The sequence below is a fragment of the Campylobacter sp. CN_NE2 genome (assembly GCF_027797465.1).
GTDB lineage: Bacteria > Campylobacterota > Campylobacteria > Campylobacterales > Campylobacteraceae > Campylobacter_B.
The window spans coordinates 879,847-892,303 of record NZ_CP115608.1 but is presented as its reverse complement, the minus strand read 5'-3'; the positions used below and the strand labels follow the sequence as shown (position 1 = coordinate 892,303).

General features: G+C 35.0%; 15 protein-coding genes. 6 read left to right on the top strand and 9 right to left on the bottom strand.

Translation table 11 applies throughout. The annotated features are described in order from the left end of the window. Nucleotides 1-7: 7 nt before the first annotated feature. The 9 genes from PF028_RS04370 to gatC form a co-directional block, all read right to left on the bottom strand. Nucleotides 8-742, bottom strand: a complete 735-nt coding sequence (locus PF028_RS04370; protein ID WP_270860138.1) for a hypothetical protein — start codon at nucleotides 740-742, stop codon at nucleotides 8-10. Nucleotides 743-746: 4 nt separating this feature from the next. Next, nucleotides 747-1,532, bottom strand: coding sequence for a shikimate dehydrogenase (locus tag PF028_RS04365; protein WP_270860137.1), 786 nt, complete (start codon nucleotides 1,530-1,532; stop codon nucleotides 747-749). After that, nucleotides 1,532-2,485, bottom strand: coding sequence for an SPOR domain-containing protein (locus PF028_RS04360; protein WP_270860136.1), 954 nt, complete (start codon nucleotides 2,483-2,485; stop codon nucleotides 1,532-1,534). Before PF028_RS04360 ends, PF028_RS04365 begins: the two co-directional genes overlap by 1 nt. A 92-nt stretch (nucleotides 2,486-2,577) precedes the next feature. Further along, the gene (locus tag PF028_RS04355) at nucleotides 2,578-3,819 is read right to left on the bottom strand and encodes a serine hydroxymethyltransferase (RefSeq protein ID WP_270860135.1); all 1,242 of its coding nucleotides are present in this window, start codon (nucleotides 3,817-3,819) and stop codon (nucleotides 2,578-2,580) included. Nucleotides 3,820-3,821: 2 nt separating this feature from the next. After that, nucleotides 3,822-5,315 carry a lysine--tRNA ligase gene (gene lysS / locus PF028_RS04350; protein WP_270860134.1) on the bottom strand — a complete coding sequence of 498 codons (1,494 nt, stop codon included), beginning with the start codon at nucleotides 5,313-5,315 and terminating at the stop codon, nucleotides 3,822-3,824. A 3-nt stretch (nucleotides 5,316-5,318) separates the two neighbouring features. Beyond that, nucleotides 5,319-5,786, bottom strand: coding sequence for a Fur family transcriptional regulator (locus tag PF028_RS04345; protein ID WP_270860133.1), 468 nt, complete (start codon nucleotides 5,784-5,786; stop codon nucleotides 5,319-5,321). Further along, complete coding sequence (locus tag PF028_RS04340; protein ID WP_270860132.1) at nucleotides 5,783-6,463, bottom strand: CvpA family protein; 681 nt, start codon at nucleotides 6,461-6,463, stop codon at nucleotides 5,783-5,785. The genes PF028_RS04345 and PF028_RS04340 overlap by 4 nt, the downstream gene beginning before the upstream one ends. Further along, on the bottom strand, nucleotides 6,463-7,545 hold the full coding sequence (locus PF028_RS04335) for a type IV pilus twitching motility protein PilT (RefSeq protein WP_270860131.1): 1,083 nt from the start codon (nucleotides 7,543-7,545) through the stop codon (nucleotides 6,463-6,465). The genes PF028_RS04340 and PF028_RS04335 overlap by 1 nt, the downstream gene beginning before the upstream one ends. An 11-nt stretch (nucleotides 7,546-7,556) precedes the next feature. After that, nucleotides 7,557-7,844, bottom strand: coding sequence for an Asp-tRNA(Asn)/Glu-tRNA(Gln) amidotransferase subunit GatC (gatC, locus tag PF028_RS04330; protein ID WP_270860130.1), 288 nt, complete (start codon nucleotides 7,842-7,844; stop codon nucleotides 7,557-7,559). 122 nt (nucleotides 7,845-7,966) lie between these two features. Between gatC and PF028_RS04325 the strand changes: the two genes are divergently transcribed. The 6 genes from PF028_RS04325 (at nucleotide 7,967) to PF028_RS04300 (ending at nucleotide 12,316) form a co-directional block, all read left to right on the top strand. Further along, nucleotides 7,967-8,524, top strand: coding sequence for a hypothetical protein (locus PF028_RS04325; protein WP_270860129.1), 558 nt, complete (start codon nucleotides 7,967-7,969; stop codon nucleotides 8,522-8,524). A 3-nt stretch (nucleotides 8,525-8,527) separates the two neighbouring features. Then, nucleotides 8,528-9,538 (top strand): L-seryl-tRNA selenium transferase, encoded by a 1,011-nt coding sequence (locus PF028_RS04320; RefSeq protein ID WP_270860128.1) that lies wholly within the window; start codon nucleotides 8,528-8,530, stop codon nucleotides 9,536-9,538. Nucleotide 9,539: 1 nt separating this feature from the next. Further along, entirely contained in the window at nucleotides 9,540-9,872 is a 333-nt protein-coding gene (locus tag PF028_RS04315; protein ID WP_270860127.1) for a hypothetical protein, read from the top strand. After that, nucleotides 9,859-10,482: a type III pantothenate kinase gene (locus tag PF028_RS04310; RefSeq protein WP_270860126.1), complete on the top strand. Its 624-nt coding sequence runs from the start codon at nucleotides 9,859-9,861 to the stop codon at nucleotides 10,480-10,482. Before PF028_RS04315 ends, PF028_RS04310 begins: the two co-directional genes overlap by 14 nt. Then, nucleotides 10,479-11,093 (top strand): ATP phosphoribosyltransferase, encoded by a 615-nt coding sequence (gene hisG, locus PF028_RS04305; RefSeq protein WP_270860125.1) that lies wholly within the window; start codon nucleotides 10,479-10,481, stop codon nucleotides 11,091-11,093. The genes PF028_RS04310 and hisG overlap by 4 nt, the downstream gene beginning before the upstream one ends. Before the next feature lie 152 nt (nucleotides 11,094-11,245). Next, entirely contained in the window at nucleotides 11,246-12,316 is a 1,071-nt protein-coding gene (locus tag PF028_RS04300; RefSeq protein ID WP_270860124.1) for a WG repeat-containing protein, read from the top strand. The last annotated feature ends 141 nt before the right edge of the window (nucleotides 12,317-12,457 follow it).

The following is a 12,457-nucleotide window of genomic DNA, read 5'->3' as shown; positions in this document are numbered from 1 at the left end:
TGGAGCTTTATATCTTAAAATATGTTTTTTCAATATAATCTATGTTTATATTTTTCTTATCTAAAAACCATTGTTTAATGTCGTCGTATTCTTGTTTATCAAAAATACACACCATGTAAAATTTTCCACGCAAAACATTTATATTATAAGCCCAACCATTTTTTTGTGGTTCATCAATTATGAGTGCTGGAAATTGTAAAAAATTGAAATTTCTTTTTATAATTAAATTAAAACAGCCTTTTAGGAATAAATTTGCTAAAAAATAAAAAACTATAAAAAGTAATCCAACGAATTTAAAAGCAACAAGTGCAATAATGCAGTTCATAATAATAGTCCATACTATCCCGTCTTTTTCTGTATCTTCCAACCAAAACGGCTTACAAATAATATCTCTTAAATTTGGATTTGATGAGTTGTGCTGTAACTTTCCGAATTCATAAAATTGTATAAATTTATTTGTAAAATGAATTTCTGCTTTTCTGCGTATTATAAAAATATAATAACTAACGATGAAATAAAATAGCGAAATAAAAATTACTATTGCGTTAATTGTAATTATATGATTTCCTACTTCTTTAATTAATTTATCATTAGTTGTATTTAGTAAATAACTATAAATAAAAATATATAAATTTAGTAAAATCGTAAAAGCGATAAACGCAGAAAACCACGATAAAACCGAATTAAAAATTTGATGATAATCTTTTATAATTATCGGTTCTTTGTCATAATCTCTTTGCATAAATTTATAATCTTATCGCCCTAGACATTGCGTTTAAAATCAAATTTTCATTAAATTCGTTGTCGTAAAAAAGATTAAAAGCTAGTACTGCTTGATAAACTAGCATTTCTTTGCCGTCTTTGACTAAAAGTCCGTTGTCTATCGCTAATTTTAAAAACGGCGTAATCTTGCCGTAAATGGCGTCAAATGCGAATTTTGTTTCTTTAAAAACAGCGTCTAGTATTTGGGTTGGAGCTGGCAAAAAGTCATCTTTAAGCCCCGCGCTTGTGGAATTTACGATTAGGTCGTATTTGGTGAATTTAAAATCAGCGTGAGTATAGAAATTTTCGCATTTAAAATTCTTATCTGATTTATCGCTACGATTTAAAATATCGAATTTAACGCCGTTTTTATGCAAAATATAGCTCATCGCTCTTGTTGTGCCACCAGCTCCTAAAAGCAGAGCATTTTTGATTTCGCCAAATTCGCAAATCGCCCTATAAAAGCCAAGCGCGTCGGTGTTATAGCCATAAAATTTGGAATTTTTATAAACAAGGGTATTAACCGAGCCGATTTCTTTGGCACTTTGGCTTAAAATTTCGCTAGTTTCGTAAGCGTCAAGCTTAAAAGGCACGGTTATATTTGCCCCTTTTAAGCCTAAATTTAAAAATTTTTCCTTTAAATCACTTCCGTTTTCAAGCAAAACTCGCCCGTAATAGGCGTCTAATCCTAGCTCTTTTATCGCCAAGTTATGCAGTCTTGGCGAAACTGAGTGAGCTATCGGATTGCCAAAAACGGCGAATTTATCCATTATTTTACCCGATAAACAAAAGCTTCATTGTTAAGCGTTTTTACATCGCTCATAGCTTTGCTTAACTCGTCGTTGTTTTTAAAAGGACCGACCAAAATGCGCGTTAGATTACCTGATTTATGCGCAATCGGAGTATAACCCTTTTCTGATATTTTTTTGATACTAGGTGCATTTGGATTGTATTGTGAAAGGGCATGAACTTGGATATAAGTTCCACTAGCTAAATTCGCGACATCTTTTATATTGCCGCCTTTTGGTTGCGTTTTTACAGGTTCGCTATTTTTAGGTTGTTCTTGTTTTTTAGGCTCTTCTTTTTTTGGTTCAGGTTTTTTGGTTTCTACCTTTGGTTGTTCCTTTTTAGGTTCAGGTTTTGGTTGGACTTTTGGCTCTGTTTTTTTAGGTTCTATTTTTTGAGCCGTTTTTACAGGTTCTGTTTTTGGTTGTTGAATTTCTACTTTTTTAGGTTCAGGCTGTTTTTGAACTTCTTGTGGTTTTGGTTCGTCTTTTATGACGATTTGCTCCACACTTTTTGGTTCTTCTTTTTTGATTTCTATTATTTGCTCTTTTACATCGACCTTTACTTCTTCTTTTTTGATTTCAAATTTAGCGTCGTTTTGTGGTTCGCTAGGCTCGATTTTTGGTTGTTCAGGCTTTTTTACTTCGACTTTTGGCTCTTCTTTTTTAGGTTCAGGTTTTGGAGTTATGACAATCGGTTCTAGCTTTGGCGCTTGCTCTTTTTTTGCAAGTTCAGCTTCGCTTGGCATTTGCAAATTTGCGCTAGTATCGATATTACCTTTATTTATGAATTTCATTATAATCAAAACAATCAAAAATAAAATTATCAAAATCGCAATAGCAGTTAAGATTTTTTTCACACTTGCACTTTTATCATTTCCGTTTCGATTTAAAACTATATCGTTAATGTCTTCCATACTGTATGGATTGTGATTCATAAAGCTTCTCCTATAAATTCAAAATCTATTTTGCGAATTCTACCATAATAAAATTCGCAAAATAGATAAATTCGGGCAAATTTGCCCGAATTTTAATACATTGCTCTATCGTAAATGATAAATTTATGCGCTAAATCTGTAACTTCTTTTTTAACTTTTGCTTGAAGTTCGGTATTTGTTATATCATTTAGCACATCTGCGATTTTATTTGCGATAAACTCAAACTCAGCTTCCTTCATACCACGAGCTGTAAGAGCTGGGCTTCCTACGCGAATTCCGCTTGTTACAAATGGACTGCGAGTTTCGCCCGGGACTGTGTTTTTATTTACGGTGATTCCAGCGTTTCCTAGGGCTATATCAGCGTCTTTTCCACTAAATTCTTTATTTAAAAAGCTTACTAAAATCAAATGATTATCCGTGCCGCCGCTTACTAGATCAAAGCCTCTTTTTACCAAAGTTTCGCCCAAAATTTTCGCATTTGCTTTAACTTGTTTTGCATAAACTTTCCATTCATCGCTCAAATTGTGTTTAAAGCCGACAGCCTTTCCTGCGATAACATGCATTAATGGACCGCCTTGAATGCCCGGGAAAATAGAGCTGTTGATTTTTTTAGCGAATTCTTCATCGTTTGTCATAATGATACCGCCGCGTGGTCCGCGAAGTGTTTTGTGAGTGGTAGAGCTAACTACATGGCAGTGTGGGAACGGATGAGCGTGCTCGCCAGCTACAACTAGACCTGCGATGTGAGCGACATCGGCAAACAAAAAAGCTCCAACGCTATCAGCGATTTCTCTAAATTTAGCAAAATCTATCTCTCTTGTGTAGGCACTTGCACCGCAAACTATCATTTTTGGTTTTACGATGTTTGCTATGTCGGCTACGCGGTCGTAGTTTATGCGACCATCTAGCTCTACGCCGTATTCAAAGCTCTCATAATACTTTCCGCTACTTGAAACCTTTGCACCGTGCGTTAGGTGTCCGCCGTGGCTTAGCGACATACCCAAAATTTTATCACCCGGTTTTAAAAACGCTCCATAAACGCCCTGATTAGCTTGTGAGCCTGAATTTGGCTGAACATTTGCAAATTCGCAACCAAAAAGTTTTTTACATCTTTCAATAGCGATAGTTTCGATTTCATCGACAAATTCGCAACCGCCATAATATCTTTTGCCGGGATAACCTTCTGCGTATTTATTCGTTAAAATCGAACCCATAACAGCCATGACTTCTGGGTAAGTGAAGTTTTCACTTGCAATCATCTCCAAATGGTCGCATTGACGCGCCAACTCTTTGTTTGTTAAATCAAAAATTTCTTTATCAAAATTTTCTAACATTTTTATTCCTTTTCTGAATTTATCGGCTTCATAGCCGGAAATAAAATAACATCGCGAATCGATTTTTTATTTAGCAAAATCATCACAAGCCTATCGACACCTAGCCCCCAGCCAACAGTCGGTGGCATAGCATAGCTTAGGGCTCTAACGAAATCTTCGTCCATTTCGTGCGCTTCGTCATCTCCTGCGTTTTTAGCATCAATTTGCGCTTTAAAGCGTTCATATTGATCAAGCGGATCGTTTAGCTCGTTAAAAGCGTTCGCTAGTTCTCTACCTGCGATAAATAGCTCAAATCTCTCTGCGATCTCAGGGTTTTCGTCGCTTCTTCTTGATAACGGCGAAATCGAAATCGGAAAATCGATAACAAATGTCGGATTTATGAGCTTATGCTCGACATAGTTATCAAAAAGTTCGGCTTGTAAATGCCCTAAATCCAAATTCTCATTTGCTTCAAAATTATCGGCTTTGAGTTTTTCTATGATTTTTGCTTTATCGTTTATGATTTCGCTTGAAATTCCGCCGATTTGCGTGATAGCGTCAAGGTATTTTATGCGAGTAAATGGTTTTGAAAAATCCACGCTTACTTCGTCAAATTCGATAACTTTTGGCAAATTTAACTTTTGCAAAAGTGTCGCAAAAAGCTCTTCGGTTAAATCCATAGCGTCATTATAATTATGCCAAGTCCAGTAAAACTCAATGCTGGTAAATTCAGGATTGTGCGTTAAATCCATGCCTTCGTTTCGGAAATTTCTATTGATTTCAAAAACAGCTTCCATACCGCCTACGATTAGGCGTTTTAGATAAAGTTCAGGTGCGATTCGCAAAAATCTATCCACATCAAGAGCGTTGTGGTGAGTGATAAAAGGCTTTGCGTTTGCGCCACCTGCGATTGGGTGCATCATCGGAGTTTCGACTTCTAAAAAGCCCTTTTTCTCAAAGAAATTTCTAATGGTGCTAATGATGATGGATCGTTTTATAAAGTCATCTCTAACTTCTGAATTCATTATCATATCAAGGTAGCGTTGGCGGTATCTCATTTCTATGTCGGTTAAGCCGTGAAATTTTTCAGGCAAAACTGAAATGGACTTTGAAGCAAGAGTTAGGCGGCTAACATGAATACTAAATTCGCCAGTTTGCGTAACAAATGCGTAGCCTTTGACTAGGATAATGTCGCCGACTTCAAGATTTTTCTTGAATTTAGCGTAATCTTCTTCGCCGATACTATCGCGTGAATAATAAATTTGGATTTTTCCGCTTTCATCTTCGATATTTCCAAAAGTCGATTTTCCCGCAACTCGCTTAAATTTAAGGCGACCTGCTATGCTAACTTCCTCTGTGGCTTTTTTCTCTTCTAAATCCTGTATAAAAGCAAATTTATCTCTAAATTCTTTTATACTCATATCCTTAACTAAAAAATGCGGATAAGGATTTACTCCTAAACTCCGCAATTCATTTGATTTTTCTATTTTTTGAATTTCAAGCTGGTTGTCAAACACTATTTATTTCCTTTTTTTAGCACAATCGTTGCAAATTCCGTAAAGTTGCATAAGATGTCCTGTGAGAGTAAAGCCATTAGCTTTTGCTATATTTACCTGTTTTTTTTCTATGCTGTGATCTTCAAATTCAACGATTTTATTGCAGTTTTTGCATATAAGGTGATCGTGGTGATCTCTGTGAGCAAGTTCAAATTTTTTGCCTTGTGCGCCAAAAGAGATCGAAGTCGCCATGCCTGAATCTTCAAGCAAATTTAGTGTTCTATAAACAGTTGCTATGCCGACATTTAGCTTTGGAAATTTTGCTTTTACTTCGGCGTGTAGGGCTTCTGGTGTGAAGTGAAGATCGCTGTTGTAAAGAATTTCAAGCAAAACTTCTCGTTGCTTTGTGTATTTAAGCCCGTTTTCTCTAAGAGCTTTTTTAAATTCGTCCATTATCTGGTTGAAATTTAAATTTTGGATATTTGTTTTCATATTTCGTTTCCTTGCGTTTGATTTATATCGTTTAAATTTAATTCATTACTTAAATTTGAGTCTAAATTTAGACTGCTATTTGTATCAGAAATTTTGTATTCGGGTTCGCTTATAGCTTCATTTATTGTTTCCTGCATGGCATTTATATTTTCTTTTACGCCTGGATCATCTTTCATTTGCATTATCCAGTCGCCGACATTTACTAAATGCGGATAAACTGCACTTGTGCTAAAAAATCCCTTTGTTTGTTCGTTTAATAAAGCAGAACCTTTTATCATCGTGGCAACTACGGCAAAGATTAAGAAAATTTTAGCCGAGCTAAAAATAAAACCGCCAAGTTTATCGACAAAACCTAAACCGCTCCATTTAAAGAATTTTGAAATTATCTCGCCTAAAATCAGACAAATAATCCAAGTTCCAAATAAAATAGCCAAAAATCCAGCTAAAAGCTCGGTAGAATCGCCACTTAAAACACTAGTTGCAGATTTTAGATTATAAATTTTTTCACTAATCCAAGCCCCTGCCATAGCCTTATAACGAACTGCCAAAATAAGACCGCCGATAAGCCCTAAAATTCCAAAAATTTCTTTTATAATGCCGTTTGCAAGACCACGCAAACCAAAAAGCACAATCAAAGCGATAACAACAGCATCAAACCAATTTATACCTTCAAGCATCACTCACCTACTATACCGATTAGCTCTTGTAAATTTGTTGAATATCTAAGAGCGTTTTCTTTTGATATGAAATTTGAGCGAATTGCTTTTACCATAGCTTGTGTTTGGGTTACCATGCCTGTTTGTTGTTGGTTAAGTTGCATTTGTGAGTAAATTTGATGAACTTTGTTTTCGCGGATTAGGTTTGCAACGGCGTTGTTGTTTATCAAAATTTCATGTATCGCGATACGACCACCGCCAAGCTTTGGAAGCAAAGATTGCGAAATAACCGCAGTTAGCGAAACTGAAAGCATGTTTCTAACTTGAAGTTGTTCGCCGCCGTCAAAGCTATCGATGATACGGTTGATTGTTTGGATTGCTGAGTTTGTGTGTAGTGTTCCAAAAACCAAGTGTCCCGTTTCAGCCGCAGTAATCGCGATAGAAATAGTCTCACGATCCCGCATCTCACCGACTAGGATAATATCAGGGTCTTCACGAAGTGAGAATTTCAAAGCTTGTGCATAAGAGTGTGTATCTGTTCCTATGTTTCTGTGAGAAAATAGAGATTTTTTATTTTGATGCACGAACTCCACAGGGTCTTCAACCGTGATAATGTGTTTTCGCTCTTTTTCGTTGATTTCATTTAGCATAGCTGCTAGGGTTGTTGATTTACCGCTACCTGTCGGACCGGTAACAAGTATCATACCTTTTTCGCGTTTGACGACTTCTTTAAAAATATTTGGTGCTCTTAAATCATCAAGGCTAGGAATATCGATAGGAATAATACGAAACGCAGCAGCCAAATCGCCGTTCATCGTATAGTAGTAGTTGCCCCGAAAGCGTCCGATATTTGGCAATTCAATCGCAAAGTCAAGCTCTTTGTTTTCTTCAAGTTCGCTTTTTTGCGCATCGGTGATTAACGCATAGCAGATATACTCAATATCCGTTCCTGTTAGCGGGTCCATTGCCAAAGGACGCAAAGTTCCGTCAATGCGAATTTGCGGAGCACTTCTTGAAACTAGGTGTAAATCCGAAGCTTTGTTAAAAACAACGGTTTTTAACATCGTTTCGATGTCAATTAATTTTTTTTGATTCTCTTCCATAAAAACCTTCCTTATTCTATGATTTTAGGGACGACAAAATAGCTTCCGTCGCTGTCCGGTGCGTGTTTGATAATCGTATCAATCACATCGCTTTTGCTAGGCACATCTTCTCTAAACGGCGTCCCGCCCTTTAAAGTGGTGATAGCCACCTGAGTATCGTCCAAATTTAACTCATTTAAAATTTCGACGAAATCCACGATATTATTTAGTTGATTTTTAATTTCATCACGCTTATTTTCAGGAATTTTTAAAGCGCTTAGTTTTTCAAGTTTGTTTAAAATGACATCGTCAATTATCATTGATTTCCTTTTTTTGATAAATAAAACGAGACATTATATCATAATTTATCTTGATATTAGTCGCTTTTAAATATTTTATGCTACAATTATGCGAAATTTAATTTTTAAAAAAGGATACAAAATTGGCTTTAAAGGACGATATTGCAGGTATCAAACAAGAAATAGGCACAGAAGAGCAGTTTTTGGAAAGTATCATCAAAAGCGAACTTTTCATTAAAAAATACAAAAAACCTTTGCTGGGACTTGTTGCAATTTTAGTTTTGGGCTTTGTGGGATATTATGGAAATTTGTTTTTTGAAAACAAACGCATTGACAGCGCAAATGCACTTTATAACGAACTTTTGAAAAATCCAAATGACAATGCAAAAAAAGATGAGTTAAAATCAAAAGATATAAATTTATATGCAGTTTTCGAGCTAAAAAATTCGCTTAAAAACGGAGATAATGCAAAACTTGATGAGTTGGCAAATTTATCAAATATTGATCCTTTATTGAAAGAGATTATAAATTTGCAAAACGGAAAACAAGGTGTCTTGCTAGAAGATTACAACAGTTTCATCAACGGATACGAGCTTTTAAAAAGCGGTAAATTTGATGCTGCCGAAGTTGAATTTAATAAAATTCCTGCCGATTCGCCGTTTAAACAAATGGTTGTAAATTTAAAACACTATAATGGATAAAAAATGAAAAAATATGCACTTATTTTAACGATTTTGGTCTCAGTTTTTTTTGCAGGTTGTTCGACAAAAAGGCAATATTTCGAGCCGTTTGATGAAAATGTCGCAGGAAAAGTTAGTTTTGAAGGAAATCTACCTTCAAAAATCATCGCTTCAAATTACAATGGTGCAACACTTGCTAATGGTAATGTCGTCTCTAAAATGGGCGTAAATTCAAATTTCAAATTAGCAAAAAATGAGAAATTTTTAGGCGAATTTGAAGGCAAATTTATAAGCACAAACGAAAAGGGCGCGTTAAAAGTTAGCGATGAAAGTGGCAATTTATTACTTGATACATATATCGATACTCAGGCTTTAAGTGCAGCTATAAACGGCGATGATTTGGCTGTTGTAGGCTCAAATAATACAATTTATCTAATCAAAATTTCATCAAATTCGGTTGTAATGAACCAAAAACTAAGACAAGCCTATGCGGTTGATTCTAGGGTTGCTTCGCCTATTTTTGTCGAGCAACTTGTCGTCTATCCTAGTCTTGATGGGCTTTTGGTTATAGCAGATAGATACAACGGTCGCATTATACGAGATATGGTTATAAGTGATCAGCCGTTTTTTAACAATGCTATTGACTTAAAAGTTTTGGGCGATAATATGTATGCAACAACGGCTTCAAAAATCATGCTAATCTCTCCTATGGGAAATAAATCTTACAACGGCGAAATTCGCTCCGTGCTTTTTGGAAATGACAGAATTTACGCATTTTTAAAAGACGGCGTGGTTGATATGCTAGATTTAAATTTAAATAAAATAAAATCTAAAAAATTCACATTTGCGTTGTTTGCAGGTGCAGGAATCGCAGGAAATTCGCTAAATATCGTTGAGAAAACTGGTTATTTGATTAAAACAGATTTAAATTTAGAAAATGAGCAAATTTTTGAGCTAAATGATGAAATCGACGAGAAAACTTTTGTGAATTCTAGCGCATTTTATCACGACGATAAATTTTTAAATTTTAACTAAAATGCAAAAACAAATTTCGGAGCTTTTGCGTTCAAAAAAGCTCCTTTTAAAAAATTTCAAAACGCTAGATACCAAAGAATTTAGCAAAAAACGCTCGTATGAAATTTATTTTGGCGTGGATTTGGACGGCTTTTTTACGCTAGTTTTCGTGCGAAATGCAAAAAGCAGATTTATTAGTAAAGACGCAAACGAGCTTTTAAGTTTAGATAAAATCGTGCAGGAAAAGCTAGGTAAAATCGTCAAAAAAAGAGTTTTGTTTTACAACTCGCAAATGTGCAGTAAATCTAAAAAAATCTTAGAAGAAAGCGAATTTATATTTTATGACTTTGTGTGATATAGGCAATACTACGGCTAAATTTTATAAAGACGGCGTTGTTAGATATATGGAAAATTCGCAGTTTGAAAGCTACGAACCAAGCGAGCGAATTTATTTTATAAGCGTAAATGCCAAATTTAAAGAAAAACTTGAAAAAAATGAAAATTTTTTTGACTTAGAGCCGTTTTACGAGCTAGATACCGAATATAAAGGGCTTGGTATAGATAGGGTCGCAGCATGCACCGAGATCAAAGACGGCGTCATCGTCGATGCAGGAACGGCTATAACGCTTGATTTAATGGAAAATTCACGCCACAAAGGCGGCGTTATAATGCCCGGAATTTACACATTTTTAAATTCATACGCCGAGATTTCGCCACGCCTAAATGTCGTGCTAAATACGCAGATTGATTTAGAAAAACTGCCAAATCGCACGGTCGATGCAGTAAGCTACGGGCTTATTAAAAGCGTGATTTTGCTTATTAAAGATTTTGCAAAAGATAGAAAAATTTATTTTACGGGCGGAGACGGGCATTATTTGTCGCAGTTTTTTTCAAATTCGATTTATGATAGAAATTTGATTTTCCGTTCAATGCTAAATTTGCTAAAACAAAAGGATATAAAATGATAACCGTTGCACTTCCAAAAGGTCGCATTGCCGATGATACTTTGGCGATTTTTAGAAAAATTTTCGGGCTTGATTTTAAATTTGAAGATAGAAAACTCATTATGAGCGAAGGAAATTTTAAATTCCTTTATGTGCGAAACCAAGATATACCGACTTATGTCATGGGAGGCGCAGCAGACATCGGTGTAGTGGGGCTTGATGTGCTTGAAGAACACCGCCCTGATGTGCTAAGACTGCTAGATTTAAAAATCGGAAAATGCAAGGTTTGCGTTGGTATTAAAAACGAAACTGAGCTAAATTACGGGGTGCCCGGCATAAAAATCGCAACAAAAATGCCAAATATCGCAAGGGAGTATTTCGCTCAAAAGGCGATTGCGGTAAGCATTATCAAACTTTACGGCTCGATTGAACTTGCGCCTTTAATCGGTCTAGCGGACGCTATCGTCGATAATGTCGAAACCGGCACAACGCTAAAACAAAACGGACTAAAAGTCGCCGAGACGATAATGGAAAGCTCAGCGCATTTAATCGCAAATCGAAATAGTTTTGTTATCAAGCGAGATGAAATTCTTGACCTGCGAGAAAAAATCGCTAAGGAAATCGGTTTATAAAATCAAATCAGCCTAGCTTTTTCGTCACGCGAACTCGGACAGACGAATTTGGTTAATCAAATAATTAAAAATGATAAAATTCAATAAATGTAAAATTTCTGTGGGCAAGAATGCCCACTCTGCGGTGCTTTATTAAAAATAAGGAGTAAAAAATGCTATTGTTTTCTGATTCTTCTTTGGCTTATGAAATGGAGAAATTTGCTGATGAGGAAGCGAATTTAGTTCTGGTTTCTAAAAAAGTTAAAAAGTTATTTGGTTCTTATCAAGAAAAGTTATTTGGTGGTTATAAATATGGATTGATTGATTTTAATACTAAAAAAGTTATCCTACCATTGAAATATGATAACCACATTACTTTTAATGAAGGATTAGCTTTGGTTGAAAAAAAGGGATTTATAGGTAAAAAAATAGGATTTATAGATAGAACTGGAAAAATAGTTATCCCTTTTAAATTTGATTGGGCTGGGAATTTTAGCGATGGGTTAGCAGTAGTTAAGCAAGGAGAAAAATGGGGCTTTATAGATAAAAAAGGAGAAATAGTTATCCCTTTAAAATTTGATTATGCTTTGGGTTTTATTGGAGGATTAGCAGCAGTTAAGCAAGGAGAAAAATGGGGCTTTATAGATAAAAATGGGGAAATAGTTATCTCTTTTAAATTTGATAATGCTATGTTTTTTAGTGAGGGGTTGGCAGCAGTTAAGCAAGGAGATAAATGGGGCTTTGTAGATAAAAATGGGGAAATAGTTATTCCTTTTAAATTTGATAGTGCTTGGGTGTTTAATGAGGGATTAGCAGCAGTTGAGCAAGAAAGAAAAATGGGATTTATAGATAAAACAGGGGAAATAGTTATCCCTTTTAAATTTATTCACACTAGCATACCTTTGTGTGATTTGCCATTTCTACCGCATTTTAACGAAGGATTAGCAAAAGTTCAGCATGATGAAAAATGGGGCTTTATAAATAAAAAGGGAGAAATAGTTATTCCTTTAAATTTTATACAAGTTTCTAATTTTAATGAAGGGGTAGCGATATTTGATTTTCATTGCGGAGCTATTGATAAAAAGGGAAATGAAATTCTTTCCAAAGATTATATTATAGTAAGATTTTTTGGAAAAGGAATGCTTAAAGTTATGAAAAAAGTTGTAGAGAATAATAAATGGATTGATAAATGGAGTTTATTTGATATTAAAACCGGGAAAGTTATTGATTTATATAATAAATAAAGGACGGGTATCCTTGCTTACCATAATGGTTTAATTATCGTAGGGTGGCATCCTTGCCCACCAAAAATAACACAAATATTACTCATTATATAGATTAATTATTTCATTATCAATCAAGTTTTCATAATTAGCCACAAAAAG

Excerpts from the sequence above, each read along its gene's own strand:
- PF028_RS04300 (WP_270860124.1), top strand. The coding sequence starts at position 11,246 with ATGCTATTGTTTTCTGATTCTTCTTTGGCTTATGAAATGGAGAAATTT.
- PF028_RS04365 (WP_270860137.1), bottom strand. The coding sequence starts at position 1,532 with ATGGATAAATTCGCCGTTTTTGGCAATCCGATAGCTCACTCAGTTTCG.
- PF028_RS04320 (WP_270860128.1), top strand. The coding sequence starts at position 8,528 with ATGAAAAAATATGCACTTATTTTAACGATTTTGGTCTCAGTTTTTTTT.
- hisG (WP_270860125.1), top strand. The coding sequence starts at position 10,479 with ATGATAACCGTTGCACTTCCAAAAGGTCGCATTGCCGATGATACTTTG.
- PF028_RS04340 (WP_270860132.1), bottom strand. The coding sequence starts at position 6,463 with ATGCTTGAAGGTATAAATTGGTTTGATGCTGTTGTTATCGCTTTGATT.
- PF028_RS04345 (WP_270860133.1), bottom strand. The coding sequence starts at position 5,786 with ATGAAAACAAATATCCAAAATTTAAATTTCAACCAGATAATGGACGAA.
- PF028_RS04315 (WP_270860127.1), top strand. The coding sequence starts at position 9,540 with ATGCAAAAACAAATTTCGGAGCTTTTGCGTTCAAAAAAGCTCCTTTTA.
- PF028_RS04310 (WP_270860126.1), top strand. The coding sequence starts at position 9,859 with ATGACTTTGTGTGATATAGGCAATACTACGGCTAAATTTTATAAAGAC.
- PF028_RS04335 (WP_270860131.1), bottom strand. The coding sequence starts at position 7,545 with ATGGAAGAGAATCAAAAAAAATTAATTGACATCGAAACGATGTTAAAA.
- PF028_RS04360 (WP_270860136.1), bottom strand. The coding sequence starts at position 2,485 with ATGAATCACAATCCATACAGTATGGAAGACATTAACGATATAGTTTTA.
- gatC (WP_270860130.1), bottom strand. The coding sequence starts at position 7,844 with ATGATAATTGACGATGTCATTTTAAACAAACTTGAAAAACTAAGCGCT.
- PF028_RS04370 (WP_270860138.1), bottom strand. The coding sequence starts at position 742 with ATGCAAAGAGATTATGACAAAGAACCGATAATTATAAAAGATTATCAT.
- PF028_RS04355 (WP_270860135.1), bottom strand. The coding sequence starts at position 3,819 with ATGTTAGAAAATTTTGATAAAGAAATTTTTGATTTAACAAACAAAGAG.